15 protein-coding genes are annotated in these 15995 nt (G+C 67.3%); all 15 read left to right on the forward strand.

The genetic code is table 11. The features are described from left to right. The first annotated feature begins 34 nt into the window (after positions 1-34). Positions 35-769, forward strand: coding sequence for a DUF4129 domain-containing protein (locus ACV7NN_RS01960; RefSeq protein WP_463347910.1), 735 nt, complete (start codon positions 35-37; stop codon positions 767-769). Next, entirely contained in the window at positions 766-1329 is a 564-nt protein-coding gene (locus ACV7NN_RS01965; protein WP_463347911.1) for a hypothetical protein, read from the forward strand. The genes ACV7NN_RS01960 and ACV7NN_RS01965 overlap by 4 nt, the downstream gene beginning before the upstream one ends. Further along, positions 1319-2338 carry an AAA family ATPase gene (locus ACV7NN_RS01970; RefSeq protein ID WP_463347912.1) on the forward strand — a complete coding sequence of 340 codons (1020 nt, stop codon included), beginning with the start codon at positions 1319-1321 and terminating at the stop codon, positions 2336-2338. The genes ACV7NN_RS01965 and ACV7NN_RS01970 overlap by 11 nt, the downstream gene beginning before the upstream one ends. Before the next feature lie 2 nt (positions 2339-2340). Continuing rightward, positions 2341-3684: a DUF58 domain-containing protein gene (locus tag ACV7NN_RS01975; protein ID WP_463347913.1), complete on the forward strand. Its 1344-nt coding sequence runs from the start codon at positions 2341-2343 to the stop codon at positions 3682-3684. Further along, entirely contained in the window at positions 3681-4247 is a 567-nt protein-coding gene (locus ACV7NN_RS01980; RefSeq protein ID WP_463347914.1) for a hypothetical protein, read from the forward strand. Before ACV7NN_RS01975 ends, ACV7NN_RS01980 begins: the two co-directional genes overlap by 4 nt. Positions 4248-4430: 183 nt before the next feature. Continuing rightward, positions 4431-7316 (forward strand): excinuclease ABC subunit UvrA, encoded by a 2886-nt coding sequence (uvrA, locus tag ACV7NN_RS01985; RefSeq protein ID WP_463347915.1) that lies wholly within the window; start codon positions 4431-4433, stop codon positions 7314-7316. An 8-nt stretch (positions 7317-7324) separates the two neighbouring features. Continuing rightward, positions 7325-9382, forward strand: coding sequence for an excinuclease ABC subunit UvrC (uvrC, locus tag ACV7NN_RS01990; RefSeq protein ID WP_463347916.1), 2058 nt, complete (start codon positions 7325-7327; stop codon positions 9380-9382). A gap of 37 nt (positions 9383-9419) precedes the next feature. Beyond that, on the forward strand, positions 9420-10295 hold the full coding sequence (gene rapZ, locus ACV7NN_RS01995; protein ID WP_463347917.1) for an RNase adapter RapZ: 876 nt from the start codon (positions 9420-9422) through the stop codon (positions 10293-10295). 85 nt (positions 10296-10380) lie between these two features. Further along, positions 10381-11361 (forward strand): DNA-binding protein WhiA, encoded by a 981-nt coding sequence (gene whiA, locus ACV7NN_RS02000; RefSeq protein WP_463347918.1) that lies wholly within the window; start codon positions 10381-10383, stop codon positions 11359-11361. Between the two features lie 136 nt (positions 11362-11497). Continuing rightward, complete coding sequence (locus tag ACV7NN_RS02005) at positions 11498-12124, forward strand: superoxide dismutase (RefSeq protein ID WP_463347919.1); 627 nt, start codon at positions 11498-11500, stop codon at positions 12122-12124. A 100-nt stretch (positions 12125-12224) separates the two neighbouring features. Then, positions 12225-13229, forward strand: coding sequence for a type I glyceraldehyde-3-phosphate dehydrogenase (gene gap, locus ACV7NN_RS02010; protein WP_463347920.1), 1005 nt, complete (start codon positions 12225-12227; stop codon positions 13227-13229). Between the two features lie 15 nt (positions 13230-13244). Next, complete coding sequence (locus ACV7NN_RS02015; protein WP_463347921.1) at positions 13245-14462, forward strand: phosphoglycerate kinase; 1218 nt, start codon at positions 13245-13247, stop codon at positions 14460-14462. Positions 14463-14470: 8 nt separating this feature from the next. Further along, positions 14471-15253, forward strand: coding sequence for a triose-phosphate isomerase (tpiA, locus tag ACV7NN_RS02020; RefSeq protein WP_463351214.1), 783 nt, complete (start codon positions 14471-14473; stop codon positions 15251-15253). A gap of 68 nt (positions 15254-15321) precedes the next feature. Next, positions 15322-15573, forward strand: a complete 252-nt coding sequence (gene secG, locus ACV7NN_RS02025; RefSeq protein WP_163289657.1) for a preprotein translocase subunit SecG — start codon at positions 15322-15324, stop codon at positions 15571-15573. Between the two features lie 36 nt (positions 15574-15609). Further along, positions 15610-15978, forward strand: a complete 369-nt coding sequence (locus ACV7NN_RS02030) for an RNA polymerase-binding protein RbpA (protein ID WP_345764707.1) — start codon at positions 15610-15612, stop codon at positions 15976-15978. Positions 15979-15995: the final 17 nt, after the last annotated feature.

Genomic DNA, 15995 nt, shown 5'->3' on the forward strand with positions numbered 1-15995 from the left:
GCGGTCGGCGGTCCAGGCGAGTGAGGCGACACGGATGAAGAAGCGAACCGTGCTCGCCCTGTGCGTGGTGCTCGGCATCACCCTCGTCGGCGGGATCCTCCTGCAGGGACCGGCCACGTTCACCGGCATCCGCTGGGTGCCCGAGTTCAGCCAACCCACCGTCTCGCCACAACCCGGTCCGGAGCATACAGCGGGCACCGACCTCCAGAACAACTCTCAGTTGAAGCCATTCGTCATCGACGGGACACCGCTGCTGTGGCTCGCGATCGCGGCCCTTCTCGTCCTCGCGGGGCTCCTGCTCGGCCGGCTGCTCCGTCGCCGGCAGGCGCTCGGCAGGCCGCTCGACAGTGCTCGGCTGCTCGACGCCGGGCCGGTGTCCGAGCAGGAGCCTCCATCGGCGCCCGACGCCCCGGCACTCCAGCGCGGCTTCGACCGCGCGCTGAGCACCCTCGACGAGGATCGGGAGCCGCGCGACGCGATCGAGCGTGCCTGGCTCGGCCTTCAGGAGGCCGCCGAGGAGTCCGGAGTCCAGCGGAGGGCCGCCGAAACGCCCGCCGAATTCACCCAGCGCGTCCTCGCGCGCGTCCACGCAGACGATGACGCGGCGCGCACGCTCCTCCGGCTCTACCTGCGGGTGCGGTTCGGCGACACCCCGGTCACAGACCAGGACATCGCAGTCGCCCGGCGTTCGCTCGAACGCCTCGCCGCGTCGTGGGGTTCCGCGCCCGGCGCAGAGAGCCCGCTCGGCTCAGGCGGGAGCGCCGGATGACCGTTCAGGAACCGCGACGTGTGCTGCTGCGACCGCCCCTCCGCGGTCGGCTCGTCATCTGCTCGACGATCGGAGCCGGAGTCGGGGTGATCGCCTGGTACTTCGGCATGGATGTCGCCCATGCCGTCGCGCTCGGTCTCGTCGTCGCCACTGTCGCCGTTGTGCTCGGCGCGGTCCCCGAACACCGCCCGGCCGAATGGATTCGGGACCGTGAACCCGCCGAGAGCGGAATCCGGCGGGACGTGAGCCACCTCTCCTGGTCGCTCCATTCCCGATCGGGCGCGATCGCGGTCTCGGCCCATCGGCGTCTGCGCGACCTGGCGCGAGCGACGCTCGCCCGGCACGACCTGGATCTCGACGATCCTGCCGACGCTGCAGGGATCGTGCGCGCTCTGGGCCGGGAGGGGTGGGAAACCGTCCGCCCGGGCGAGCGCGCCCTCCCGCGGCTCGCTGCCGTCGAAACGACGCTCGACGCGCTGGCCGCCCTCGACGCCGGCGACCCAGCACCGTCACCGTCACCGTCACCGTCACCGTCACCGAGGAGCATTGATGATCGCTGACCCCGAAACGACCGAACTGCCGCATCCGCTGACCGTTCGGGAGGTGGCGACCCTGGCCGAGGCGATTCTCGACCGGGTGTCGACGGTAGTGGTCGGAATGCGCGAGCCGCTGGAGCTGGCCCTGGCGACCATCCTCGCTGGTGGTCACGTGCTCTTCGAGGACGTACCCGGACTCGGCAAGACCCTGGCCGCCCGCAGTCTCGCAACGGCGATCGGGCTCGAGTTCCGGCGTCTCCAATGCACGCCGGACCTCCTGCCCGCCGACATCACGGGCTCATTCGTCTATGCGCCGGCCGAGGCCGACTTCGTGTTCCGTCCGGGCCCGGTCTTCACGGGTCTCTTCCTCGCCGACGAGATCAACCGGACATCGCCGAAGACCCAGTCAGCCCTGCTCGAGGCGATGGCGGAGGGCCAGGTGACTGTCGAGGGGCGCAGCTTCCCACTACCGGTGCCGTTCCACGTGATCGCCACCTCGAACCCCATCGAGTACGAGGGCACCTACGCGCTTCCGGAGGCGCAGCTCGACCGGTTCATGGTGCGCCTCGCGGTCGGCTACCCGGATGCGCACGGCGAGAGCCGCGTACTGCTCGCGCGGATCGCCCGCCACCAGGAGCGTGCCCCGATCGAACCCGTCGTGACCGCTGAGACGCTCCGTGCGATGCAGGCAGGGGTGGAGCACGTGGATGTCGACCCGGACATCGCAGCCTATTGCGTCGCCCTCGCGGCCGCGACCCGCCACCATCGGTCCGTCCAGGTCGGAGCATCCCCCCGTGGATCGCAGAGCCTGCTCCTCGTGGCGCGGGCCAAGGCGGTCATGGATGGTCGTGACTTCGTCATCCCGGACGACGTGAAGGCGGTCGCGGTGCCCGTGCTGGCCCACCGGCTGTCGCTGACCGTGCAGGCATGGACCGGGGGAGTTCAGGCCACGCAGATCGTGGCCGAACTCGTCAACACCGTCGCGGGGCCGCCGGTCGTCGGAACCCGCACCCCCGGATCCGTCGCGGACTGATCGTGGACGAGCACGCTCCCGGCACCGCATCCACCGCATCCGACCCCCCGCCGAGCGCGTCCAGTCACGGGTGGTCGATGAGCGCATCCGTGACCGCCGGCGTCGTCGTCGCACTGCTCTGCATCGGGATGGCCCTGGCCGTCTCGAACGTCGAGCTCGCCCTGGTCGGCCTCCCGCTCGCCCTCGCCGCAGCGGTCGCCTGGGACCGACGCCCCGCATCCCGCACTCTCTCCTCGTTCACGTCGACCACGAGACGCGGAACCGATCGGACGACACTCGACTACACGGTCGGAGTCACGGCCGCCGCGCGCCTCGACGCCGTGCACGTGCGCCTGCGGACTCTCGGGTCCTCACAGCGCGACTACATCGTGGCACCGGACACTGCGGCCGCACTTCCGGGGACGATCGCGGTCATCCACTCCGGTCCTCAGCGATTCGTCGAGACCCGGTACCGGCTGGTCGGCGCCGATGCATCGTTCCTGTCCGATCCGACCCTGCCGCTGTTCTCCGAACGTGTCGTCGAGCCTCCGTACACAGCCCCCAGGAGCCTGCCGTTGCCGGAACGCCTCACTGGGCTCACTGGGCCGCACACCTCCTCGCGTCCGGGCGACGGCGGCGAATTCCGCGACATCGATCGGTTCACCAGCGGCGACCGGATGCGCCGGATCGACTGGAGAGCGACGGCACGACGGGCGCAGGCACCGGGCGAGCTGTATGTGCGGCGGACGACGGCGACCTCGGATGCGGCCATCCTGATCGTCCTGGACAGCAGGGACGACGTGACGGACGGCGTGGCCGAATGGAGCAGCGGTGCACCGCGCAACAGGGGGATCAGCTCCCTGGACCTCGCCAGAGAGGGTGCGAGCTCCCTGGCGGCAGGCTACGTCCGCGCGGGTGACCGGGTCGGTTTCCACGACCTCGCCACGGGAACCCGTGCCCTTCGGCCGGGCGCGGGAGCGCGCCATCTCTACCGGGTGCTCGACGCGATCGCCCGGACCCGCCCGTCCGGCTACGCCTCCGACCGCGTGCGCGCTCCCCAGGTCGTCCCCGGCGCGGAGATCGTGGTCTTCTCGACCTTCCTCGACGACGAGGCCGCGCATCTCGCCCTCCTCTGGAGAGCATCCGGACATCGCGTCATCGGTGTCGACTCCCTCCCCGACCCGGTGACGACCGGGCTGATCCGCCGCGAGCTGGTCGCGTTCCGCATCGTGATGATGGAACGCGAGGAGCGGCTGCACCGACTGGGCGCTGCGGGGATCGACGTCGTCCGCTGGCAGCGTTCGGCCGACCGGCCCGACCGAGAAGCCCTGCTGCGCATCCTGAGCCGGCCGAGGCGGATCCGATGAGCGCCGACCCGACGGGGGCCGGGCGCCCGACTGTCCGCCAACCGGACGGAGAACCGGAGATCGGCCTCCACGTTCCCGCGTGGACTCTGCGTGGCCTCTTCTTCCTCCTCGCCGCGACACTCGGGATCGTCGAAGGGACCTCCGCGTTCTGGAGCGGCGTAGTGATCGTGCTCGCCGCAGCAGCCGTCGTCATGCCCCGCTGGATGACGGCATGGGTGATGCTCGTGGTTCTGGCCGGCACGGTGCTCACGCGGCACCCCGACCCTCTGGACTGGCACCCGTACGTGCTCGTCGCCGGGGTGCACGCCGCCCACGTCCTCGCGTCCTGGATGCTCGTCTCGTCGCCCCGTACCCGCGTCCAACTGAAGGCGATGGCGCCATCCGTTGTCCGGTTCGTCGCGATCCAGGTCCCGTTCCAGTTGTTCATCGCTGCGGCACTCTGGGTCGCCGCTGCGAGCACGGCCGGTGGCTCGCTGCCCGCGATCGCCGTGGTCGCCGCGGGGGCGCTGGTCGCGCTCGCGCTCGTGCTCCTCGGCCCCCTCCTGCGGGAACGACGGCCCTGATCGGCCGGATGTCAGAGGGGTGACTTAGACTCGCCGCGTACAGACGCGCAGCGCCACAAGGGAGCGCTACAATCGAAGATATGTTCGAACCGATGCGGCGGGGGCGGGCCGCACCGGCAGGGCGACTGTCGCCGAGAGCGAACGCGGGCCGTCCCGCTTCACGAATAGCGGAGAATTGATCGAGTGAGTATCAACCAGGTGACCGGATCCCACCTCAGCGTGCGGGGCGCACGAGTGCACAATCTGCACAACGTCGACCTCGAGATTCCGAGGGATTCGCTCGTCGTCTTCACGGGTCTTTCGGGCTCGGGCAAGTCGTCGCTCGCCTTCGACACGATCTTCGCAGAGGGCCAGCGCCGCTATGTCGAGTCGCTCTCCGCATACGCGCGACAGTTCCTCGGACAGGTCGATCGCCCCGACGTCGACTTCATCGAGGGGCTGAGCCCGGCCGTCTCCATCGACCAGAAGTCGACCAACCGCAACCCCCGGTCGACCGTCGGCACCATCACGGAGATCTACGACTACATGCGGCTGCTGTGGGCGCGCATCGGCGTGCCGCACTGTCCCGTGTGCGGTGAGCCGATCCAGCGCCAGACCGTTCAGCAGATCGCCGATCAGCTCATGGAACTCGAGACCGGCACGCGGTACCAGATCCTCAGTCCCGTCGTCTCGCAGAAGAAGGGCGAGTTCGTCGACCTGTTCAAGGAGCTCGCAGCAGGTGGCTACTCGCGTGCGCTCGTCGACGGCGAGCAGATCCAGCTCAGCGACCCGCCCACGCTGAAGAAGCAGTACAAGCACGACATCTCGGTCGTGGTCGACCGTCTGGTCGCCGGCCCCGACATCCTGAGCCGCCTGACCGACTCCCTCGAGACCGCTTTGCGCCTCACGGACGGTCTCGTGCAGGTCAACTTCGTCGACCTCGAGGGGCCCGCCGCCTGGCGTTCGTTCAGCGAGAAGCTCTCCTGCCCCAACGGACACGCCATCCAGCTCACCGAGATCGAGCCGCGCACGTTCTCGTTCAACGCCCCGTTCGGCGCCTGCCCGGAATGCTCCGGTCTCGGTACACGCATGTCGGTCGACGAGGCACTGCTGCTCGCCGATGACGACCTCAGCATCGCCGAGGGCGTCATCGTCCCCTGGACGACCCAGGGCAAGGGACTCTTCAACTATTACGAGAAACTCCTCGATGGTCTGGCACGCGACCTCGGTTTCTCGCTGAACACACCGTGGCGCGATCTGAGCGAAGACGTCCGCAACGCCGTGATGCGCGGAGACAACTTCGAAGTGAAGGTGCGGTGGAAGAACCGCTACGGCCGCGAGATGAGCTACACCTCCGGGTTCGAAGGCGTCGTGCCATACATCGAACGCCAGTACATCCAGGCCGACACCGACACCCAGCGCGCGCGCTGGGCGGAATACCTGCGCGAAGTCCCGTGTCCCGTATGCAACGGCAAGCGGCTCAAACCGGAGGTCCTCGCAGTCCTCATCCACGGCGCGAGCATCGCTGACGCGTCCGAGCTGAGCCTCACCGACGCACGTTCGTTCATGGACAAACTCCACCTCACCGACCGCGAGACGACGATCGCCGCGCAGGTGCTGCGCGAGATCAAGGTCCGGCTTGACTTCCTCATCCAGGTCGGCCTCAACTACCTGAACCTGTCGCGCGCGGCCGCGACGCTCTCCGGGGGCGAGGCGCAGCGCATCCGTCTGGCCACCCAGATCGGATCGGGTCTCACCGGCGTCCTGTACGTGCTCGACGAGCCGAGCATCGGCCTGCACCAGCGCGACAACCGACGTCTCATCGAGACGCTCGTCGCGCTCCGTGATCTCGGCAACACACTGATCGTGGTCGAGCACGACGAGGACACCATCCGCACGGCCGACTGGATCGTCGACATCGGGCCTGGCGCGGGTGTCAACGGCGGCCACGTGATCCACTCCGGGTCGTACGACGAGCTCCTGGCGAACACGCGATCGCTGACCGGCGACTACCTCGCCGGCCGCAAAGAGATCGAGACGCCGACCACCCGGCGCCCGATCGACCGCGACCGGATGATCACGGTGGTCGGAGCGGAGGCGAACAACCTGAAGAAGGTGACGGTCGACTTTCCGCTCGGCACGTTCATCGCCGTCACGGGAGTGAGCGGATCGGGCAAATCGTCGCTGGTGAACGACATCCTCTACCGGGTGCTCGCCAACCGGCTCAACGGGGCTCGCAAGCTCCCCGGCAAGCACGGCAAGGTCACCGGGCTCGACAATCTCGACAAGGTCATCCACGTCGACCAGGCGCCCATCGGGCGCACCCCCCGGTCGAACCCGGCCACGTACACCGGAGTCTTCGACCGCATCCGCACCCTCTTCTCGGAAACGCTCGAGGCGAAGGCACGCGGCTACCTTCCCGGCCGCTTCTCGTTCAACGTCAAGGGCGGCCGCTGCGAGGCCTGCTCCGGCGACGGCACGATCAAGATCGAGATGAACTTCCTCCCCGACGTGTACGTCGCGTGCGAAGTCTGTGGGGGAGCGCGCTACAACCGCGACACCCTCTCGGTGCACTACAAGGGCAAGAACATCGCGGAAGTCCTCGACATGCCGATCACCGAGGCAGCCGAGTTCTTCCGGCCCATCTCGGCGATCCACCGCTACCTCCAGACGCTCGTCGATGTCGGCCTCGGTTACGTGCGACTCGGGCAGAGCGCGACGACCCTGTCAGGCGGCGAAGCGCAGCGTGTCAAGCTCGCGACCGAGCTGCAGCGGCGCTCGAACGGCCGGAGCGTATACGTGCTCGACGAGCCCACGACCGGCCTCCACTTCGAAGACGTGCGCAAACTCCTGCTCGTGCTCAACGGCCTCCTCGACAAGGGGAACACCGTCATCGTGATCGAGCACAACCTCGACGTGATCAAGTCGGCCGACTGGGTGATCGACCTCGGTCCCGAGGGCGGCGCGGGCGGCGGCCAGGTCATCGCCACCGGCACTCCGGAGCAGGTCGCCGAGACACCGGGGAGCCACACCGGCATCTTCCTGAAAGAGATCCTTCCGGCGATCGAGCGCGCCAAGGGCGCTGCGTAGGTACCGGCGTGGCCGATACCGTCAGCTACCGGCCGAAGGCCGGTGAGATCCCGACGCAGCCGGGTGTATACCGCTTCCGCGACGCGAACCGGCGCGTTCTCTACGTCGGCAAAGCGAAGAACCTGCGCGCCCGGCTGAGCAACTATTTCGCTCCGCTGCGCAATCTGCACGACCGCACTCGCAAGATGGTCACCACCGCCGCATCCGTCGAGTGGACCGTCGTCGCCACCGAGTTCGAGGCGCTGCAACTCGAATACACCTGGATCAAAGAGTTCAACCCGCCGTTCAACGTGCAGTTCCGGGACGACAAGACGTACCCGTACCTCGCGGTGACCCTCGGAGAAGATGTGCCGCGTGTCACCGTGACGCGCAACCGCAACATCAAGGACGCCCGCTACTTCGGTCCGTACACGAAGGTCTGGGCGATCCGTGACACCGTCGACCTCATGCTCAAGGCGTTCCCGATGCGCAGCTGCTCTGACGGCGTGTACCGCCGGGCGGAGCTCACCGGCCGACCGTGCCTGCTGGGCGACATCGGCAAGTGCGCAGCCCCGTGCGTCGGGCGGGTGAGCAAAGACGAGCATCGCGCGATCGCCGAGGACTTCGTGTCCTTCATGGCCGGAAACGACACGCGATACATCCGCGCCCTGACCGAGCAGATGAAGGCGGCGGCAAGCACCCAGGACTACGAATCCGCTGCACGCCACCGAGACGCCATCCAGGCCCTCGAGGCCGCGATGTCGAAGACGGCAGTCGTCCTGCCCGAGGGTGTCGACGCCGACTTCTTCGGAATCGCCCACGACGAGCTCGCCGCCGCCGTGCAGCAGTTCATCGTGCGCGGCGGCCGGATCCGGGGTGTGCGCAGCTGGGTGGTCGACAAAGAACTCGACGTCGAGCTCGGCGAACTCGTCGAGATCGTGCTCCAGAACGCGTACGAAGGCGACTCAGCGCCGCCGCGGGAGATCCTGGTGCCCGAACTGCCGGAGGACGCCGCCGAACTCGAGCTGTGGCTGACCGCCCGGCGGCAGGAGACCGGCGACCCCGGGGCATCGCGCGGAGCCCTCACCGGCAAGGTCGGCATCCGGGTGGCGCAGCGCGGCGACAAGGCAGCGCTGGCGCAGACCGTCGAGATGAACGCGAAGAACGCGCTGATCCTCTACAAGACGCGACGGAGCTCGGACTTCGTCGCGCGCTCGAAGGCGCTCGGCGACATCAGGGACGCCCTCGGCATGGATGACGCCCCTCTTCGCATGGAGTGCTACGACGTGTCGCACCTCAGCGGCACGAACATCGTCGCGTCGATGGTCGTGTTCGAAGACGGCCTGCCGCGCAAAGACCAGTACCGCCGCTTCAGCATCCCCGAATCGACCGACGACACTGAGTCGATCTACCAGGTCATCACCCGGCGGCTCGCGTACCTCCGGCCCGGCAGCACCGAAGCCGGCGATGCGTCGGAGGCCGCAGACATCCAGGATCGCGAGCTCGACGAGACGCTGACCGATCTCGACTCCGGCAACGACGGGCTCGACGCCAACGCGCTCGGCGACACCGAGACCGGCTCCGATGCCGCAGAGCCCGATCCACTCGACGACGAGCTGGCCGCCGCGGCGGAGAAGCGCCGTGCGCGGTTCTCCTACCCACCGAACCTGCTCATCGTGGACGGAGGCCAGCCGCAGGTCGCAGCCGCCGCGCGTGCTCTCGAGGAGTCAGGTGTCCGGGGCATCCAGCTCGCCGGAATCGCGAAGCGTCTCGAAGAGATCTGGCTGCCGGACTCCGACTACCCGGTCATCCTTCCGCGCAACAGCGATGCGCTCTTCCTGATCCAGCGGATCCGTGACGAGGCCCACCGCTTCGCGATCACCTATCAGCGTTCCCGCCGCAAACGGGACATCAGCTCGGTACTCGCCGAGATCCCCGGGCTCGGGCCGTCGCGCGTCAAAGAACTGCTCAAACATTTCGGCTCCGTCGCCCAGCTCAAGAAGGCGACGCCGGAGGAGATCGCCGGGGTGAAAGGCATCGGACCCTCCCTAGCTGGGGCCATCCATGATCGCCTCGGCAGTCGATAGGCTGGAGGCACACCGACCGAGCGGAGGCGCGACGCCCATGACCACCGAAAACGAGCAGCAGGAAGTGCTGATCGTAACCGGAATGTCGGGCGCTGGTCGGTCCACCGTGGCCAACGCGCTCGAAGATCTCGACTGGTACGTCGTCGACAACCTGCCTCCGCAGATGCTCCGGCCCCTGATCGAGCTGGCGAGCAGGGCAGGCTCCACCCTGCCGCGCATCGCCGCCGTCGTCGACGTCCGCGGTCGCAACTTCTTCGCCGACCTCCAGGACATGGTCCAGAGCCTGCGCGACGGCACCAAGGTGAGGGTGCTCTTCCTCGAGGCGACCGATGCTGCGCTCGTCCGGCGATTCGAAGCCGTGCGTCGCCCCCACCCCCTGCAGGGCGGCGGCACCATCCTCGACGGCATCACCGCCGAGCGGACCCGGTTGCGCGAGATCCGGGAGTCCGCCGACATGATCGTCGACACCTCAGACCTGAACATCCACCAGCTCGCGACGAACATCACCGAGACCTTTGCGGCGGAAGACACAGCAGGTGTCCAGGCGACCGTGATGAGCTTCGGCTTCAAATACGGTCTCCCGCCCGACGCCGACCTCGTCTCCGACGCGCGCTTCCTCCCCAATCCCTTCTGGATCCCGGAGCTGCGGTCGCTGACCGGGCAAGACGAAGCAGTGCGCGACTACGTCCTCGGCCAGCCAGGAGCACGCGAATTCATCGACTCGTACGTGGATGCTCTCACCCCGGTCCTCGCCGGCTACCAGCGCGAGAACAAACGGCACGCCACGATCGCGGTAGGCTGCACGGGGGGAAAGCACCGTTCCGTGGCGATAGCCGAAGAGCTCGTCACGCGCCTGCAGAGCCTCCCGGGGGTCGCCGTGAGCGCCAAGCATCGCGACCTCGGCCGTGAGTGAACCCGGCACGACAATCCCGGCCTGACGGCCGGCACACAGACATACTCGTTCGCGACAGCGATCGACGCGACAGATAGGACATCGATTGGCTCTCACCGCCGACGTCAAAGACGAACTCTCGAAGGTCGAGGTCAGCAAGAACTCGGTCCGTGCCGCAGAACTCGCGACCATTCTGCGCTTCTCCGGTGGTCTGCACCTGATCTCCGGGCGCATCGCCGTCGAGAGCGAACTCGACACCCCCGAGCTCGCGCGGCGGGTGCGCAAAGACCTCGCCGAGCTCTACGGAGTCCGCAGTGAAGTCTCGGTCATCTCGGCCTCGGGGCTCCGCAGGACCAGCCAGTACCTGGTCCGCGTTCTCGACGGGGGTGAGACCCTGGCGCGCCAGACCGGCCTTCTCGACGCACGGCGCCGCCCCATCCGCGGCCTTCCGAATCGTCTGACGACAGGCTCCCGCGAAGAGCTCGCGGCCGTCTGGCGCGGCGCGTTCCTCGCCCACGGGTCCCTCACCGACCCGGGCCGGTCCGCCGCCCTCGAGGTGACCTGCCCCGGCAACGAGTCCGCAATGGCTCTCGTCGGTGCGGCCGGACGACTCGGGATCGCAGCGAAGGCACGTGAGGTGCGCGGCGTGCACCGGGTGGTCATCCGCGACGGGGACGCGATCAGCGCGATGCTCGTGCACATGGGGGCGACTGGCACCGTCCAGAGCTGGGAGCAGCTGCGCCAGCGCCGCGAGGTCCGTGCGACCGCCAACCGCCTCGTGAATTTCGACGACGCGAACCTGCGCCGGTCCGCCCAGGCAGCCGTCGCCGCGTGCGCCCGCGTCGAGCGCGCACTGGAGATCCTCGGCGACGACGTGCCGGAGCACCTGCGCTACGCGGGCGAGCTGCGTCTCAACTTCCGCGACTCCAGTCTCGATGAGCTCGGCCATCACGCCGACCCGCCGATGACGAAGGACGCCGTCGCCGGCCGCATCCGCCGCCTCCTCGCGATGGCCGACAAGCGTGCCGTCGACCTCGGAGTGCCGGGCACGGAGGCGAACCTCCCCGCCGATCTCGACGAAGTCTGACCGACGCACCATCACCCTGCGATGACAAGGGGTGAAAGCTTCAGGTTCTGCCGTCGCTCGGGCTCACTAGACTGGAAAAGTCGCTCGAAAGCCGCCGCGAACGATCGTGTGCGGCAACGAAATGAGGAGATGAGTAATGGCTGACTACACGCTCGCAGACCTTCCGTACGACTATTCGGCGCTCGAGCCGAACATCAGCGGTCGGATCATGGAGCTGCACCACGACAAGCACCACAAAGCCTACGTCGACGGTGCGAACACCGCCCTCGCCAAGCTCGCCGAAGCACGCGACGCCGAGGACCTCACCTATGTGAACAAGCTCCAGAAGGACCTCGCGTTCAACCTCGCCGGCCACGTGAATCACACGGTGTTCTGGAACAACCTGTCGCCCGACGGCGGCGACAAGCCCGGCGGCGAGCTGGGCGCTGCGATCGACGAGTTCTTCGGTTCGTTCGACAAGTTCCGTGCGCACTTCACCGCATCCGCGCTGGGCATCCAGGGGTCAGGATGGTCGATCCTCGCGTGGGACTCGCTGGGCCAGAAGCTGATCATCGAACAGCTCTACGACCACCAGGGCAACCTGGCCGCCGCGACCATCCCGCTGCTCCTGCTCGACATGTGGGAGCACGCGTTCTACCTCGACTACGTGAACGTCAAGGCCGACTACGTCAAGGCGTTCTGGAACATCACCAACTGGGCCGACGTGGATCTGCGCTTCCGGGCAGCGCGCGAAAAGACCGCAGGGCTGCTGCTACTGTCATAACCGGGAAAGGTGTCCCGGGTGGTCACCGCCCGGGACGCCGCCGTCCGCATTCATCCCACATACATGCGCCGCACGGCGCCCTCAGTAACAGGAGTCATCTGTGTCCGTAAAGATCGGAATCAACGGGTTCGGCCGCATTGGTCGTAACTACCTGCGAGCGGCTCTCGCCAAGGGAAGCGACCTCGAAATCGTCGCCGTCAACGACCTCACCGACAACAAGGCCCTCGCACACCTCCTGAAGTACGACTCCATCACCGGGCGCCTCGACGCGACGGTCGAGCTCGACGGCGACAACATCGTCGTCAACGGCAAGCCGATCAAGGTCCTCGAGGAACGCGACCCCGCGAACCTTCCCTGGGGCGAACTCGGTGTCGAGATCGTGATCGAGTCGACCGGTCGCTTCACGAAGGCGTCGGATGCCCGCAAGCACATCGAGGGCGGCGCGAAGAAGGTCATCATCTCGGCCCCCGCGACCGACGAGGATGCGACGTTCGTCATCGGTGTCAACGAGCACGAATACGACCCGGCGAACCACCACATCATCTCGAACGCCTCCTGCACCACGAACTGCCTCGCGCCGCTCGCGAAGGTCTTCAATGACGAGTTCGGCATCGAGCGCGGCCTGATGACGACGGTGCACGCGTACACCGCCGACCAGAACCTGCAGGACGGCCCGCACAGCGACCTCCGCCGTGCGCGCGCCGCCGCCATCAACATCGTCCCCACCTCGACCGGCGCCGCGAAGGCGATCGGCCTGGTGCTGCCGGAGCTGAAGGGCAAGCTCGACGGCTTCGCGCTGCGCGTGCCGGTCCCGACCGGCTCGATCACCGACCTCACCGTCACCGCATCCCGGCCGGTCACCGTCGACGAGGTCAAAGCAGCGTACAAGGCCGCCGCCGAGGGCCCCCTCAAGGGCATCCTCAAGTACACCGAAGACGAGATCGTCTCGAGCGACATCGTCAGCGACCCTCACTCGTCGATCTTCGACGCGGGGCTGCTGCGCGTGCTCGGCGACCAGGTCAAGCTGTCCTCGTGGTACGACAACGAGTGGGGCTACTCGAACCGCCTGGTCGACCTCACCGAGTACGTCGCAGAGCGCCTCTAACACCAGGGAACCGACGTGACGCTTCGCACATTGGATTCACTCGGTTCGCTCGCCGGAAAGCGCGTCATCGTCCGCTGTGATCTGAACGTTCCCCTCAAGGACGGTCAAATCACGGACGATGGCCGTGTGCGAGCGTCGATTCCCACGCTGAACGCCCTGATCAACCAGGGTGCCAGGGTCGTCGTGGTCTCACACCTCGGCCGACCCGAAGGCGCACCGGACTCCCGGTACAGCCTCGCTCCCGTCGCACAGCGCCTGTGCGAGCTCCTCGGCAAGCCGGTGACCTTCGCCAGGGACACCGTCGGCGGAGCCGCTCACGAGGCTGTCGACGGCCTTGAGGACGGCGATGTCGCGCTGCTCGAGAACCTCCGCTTCAACCCCGGCGAGACGAGCAAGGACGAGACGGAGCGCGAAGCGTTCGCGGCCAGGCTCGCCGAGTTCGGCGACGCCTTCGTAAGCGACGGCTTCGGGGTCGTGCACCGCAAGCAGGCGAGCGTTTACGAGCTCGCGAAGCTGCTCCCGAGCGCAGCAGGGCAGCTGATCGCCACCGAGCTCGACGTGCTCGATCGGCTCACGGAGAATCCGGAGCGGCCGTATGTGGTCGTTCTCGGAGGGTCCAAGGTCTCCGACAAGCTGGGCGTGATCGGTCACCTGCTTCCGCGCGTGAACTCCCTGCTCATCGGCGGCGGAATGCTGTTCACCTTCCTCGCAGCCCTCGGGCACAAGGTGGGTGCCAGCCTCCTCGAGGCCGACCAGATCGAGACGGTCAAGGGCTACCTCGAACAGGCGCAGAAGCTCGGCGTCGAGATCGTGCTCCCGCGCGATGTCGTCGTCGCATCGAAATTCGGCGCTGACGCCGAACATGTCGTGCGCCCGGTCGACGGCATCGAGGACACTGAGTGGGGCGCATCCGGCCTCGGTCTCGACATCGGGCCTTCGACCTCGGAGTTGTTCGCGGAGTACATCCGCGCCGGTCGCACGGTCTTCTGGAACGGCCCCATGGGCGTCTTCGAGCTCGCGCCGTTCGCGGCAGGGACGAAAGCGATCGCGCAGGCTCTCACCGAGATCGACGGCCTCGGCGTCGTCGGCGGGGGAGACTCGGCGGCCGCCGTTCGCGCGCTCGGATTCAGCGATGACCAGTTCGGTCACATTTCTACTGGTGGCGGGGCGAGTCTCGAATTCCTCGAAGGCAAGCACCTGCCCGGCCTGGAGGTCCTCGGATGGCAGCAGTGAGTTCGACCATGCGGCGTACCCCGCTGATCGCGGGCAACTGGAAGATGAACCTCGATCACCTGCAGGCGATCGCATTCGTCCAGAAGCTGGCGTGGACGTTGAAGGACGCCTCGCACGACTTCAACACCGTCGAGGTCGCCGTCTTCCCTCCGTTCACCGACCTTCGGAGTGTGCAGACCTTGGTCTCGGCCGACAAACTCCCGCTCGCATTCGGAGCGCAGGATGTCTCGGTGCACGAGTCGGGTGCATACACCGGCGAGATCTCCGCGCACTTTCTGTCGAAACTGGAATGCCGCTACGTCATCATCGGCCACTCCGAGCGGCGTACCCTCCACAACGAGTCGGATGAGCAGGTCGCCGGCAAGGTCGCTGCGGCTCTTGCGCAGGGCCTCGCGCCGATCATCTGCGTCGGAGAGACGGCCGAGGACCTCGAGAAGCACGGGCCGAGCGCCATTCCGGTCGCACAGCTGCGTGCATCACTGGCGCTCGTCTCGACGGCAGCGGACATCGTCATTGCCTACGAGCCCGTGTGGGCCATCGGCTCCGGCCAGGCGGCGACGCCCGAGCAGGCCGAACAGGTCGCTGCGGCTCTGCGTGCGGTGCTGGTGGAAGCCCTCGGTGAGGATGTCGCGGCCAAGACGCGCATCCTTTACGGCGGTTCCGTGAAGTCCGGGAACATCGCGAGCTTCATGCGGGAACCCAACGTCGACGGGGCTCTCGTCGGTGGGGCGAGCCTCGATGTGGACGAGTTCGCGGCCATTGTGCGGTACCAGAAGCACGTCGGTCTGTGACACCTGCGGTTATACTGGTCTGTGGTCTTCCCGGGCGCTGAGCCCGGACGTTCCCCGAAAGGTTTCTCGTGCAAATTCTCCAGGTCGTCCTGCAGGTGCTGCTAGGTATCACCAGCCTGCTGCTGACCCTGCTCATCCTTCTGCACAAGGGTCGTGGCGGCGGTCTGTCCGACATGTTCGGCGGCGGCGTCACCTCCAACCTCGGAGCATCAGGAGTTGCCGAACGCAACCTCAATCGCATCACCGTGATCCTCGGACTGATCTGGATCACGTGCATCGTCGTACTCGGACTCATCACCAAGTTCGATACTGGCGCCTGACCACAGCACATCGGCCTGCGGGCCAGAGGAGGAACAATGGCATCCGGTGGAAGCGCAATTCGGGGCTCGCGCGTAGGCGCCGGCCCCATGGGGGAGCAGGACCGCGGCTACCACGCTGAGCGTATCTCCGTCTCGTATTGGGACGCCCTGGGCAATGAGACGGTCCGCCATTTCGCGGCGAACCTGCCCGACGACGAGATCCCCGACATCATCGACTCGCCGTCGTCTGGTCTTCCTGCCGGCCGCGACAAGGACAATCCGCCGTCGGTGGCGAAGCTCGAGCCGTACAAGACACACCTTGCTTACGTGAAAGAGCGTCGCACCGAGGACGAGGCCGAGCAGCTGCTCGAAGACGCCCTGACCCAGCTTCGCGCGCGTCGCGGAAAGCTCAGCGCAACCAACTAGCGTTCACGAAGAAAGCC

It is taken from the genome of Leifsonia sp. Ger2509 (assembly GCF_055231915.1).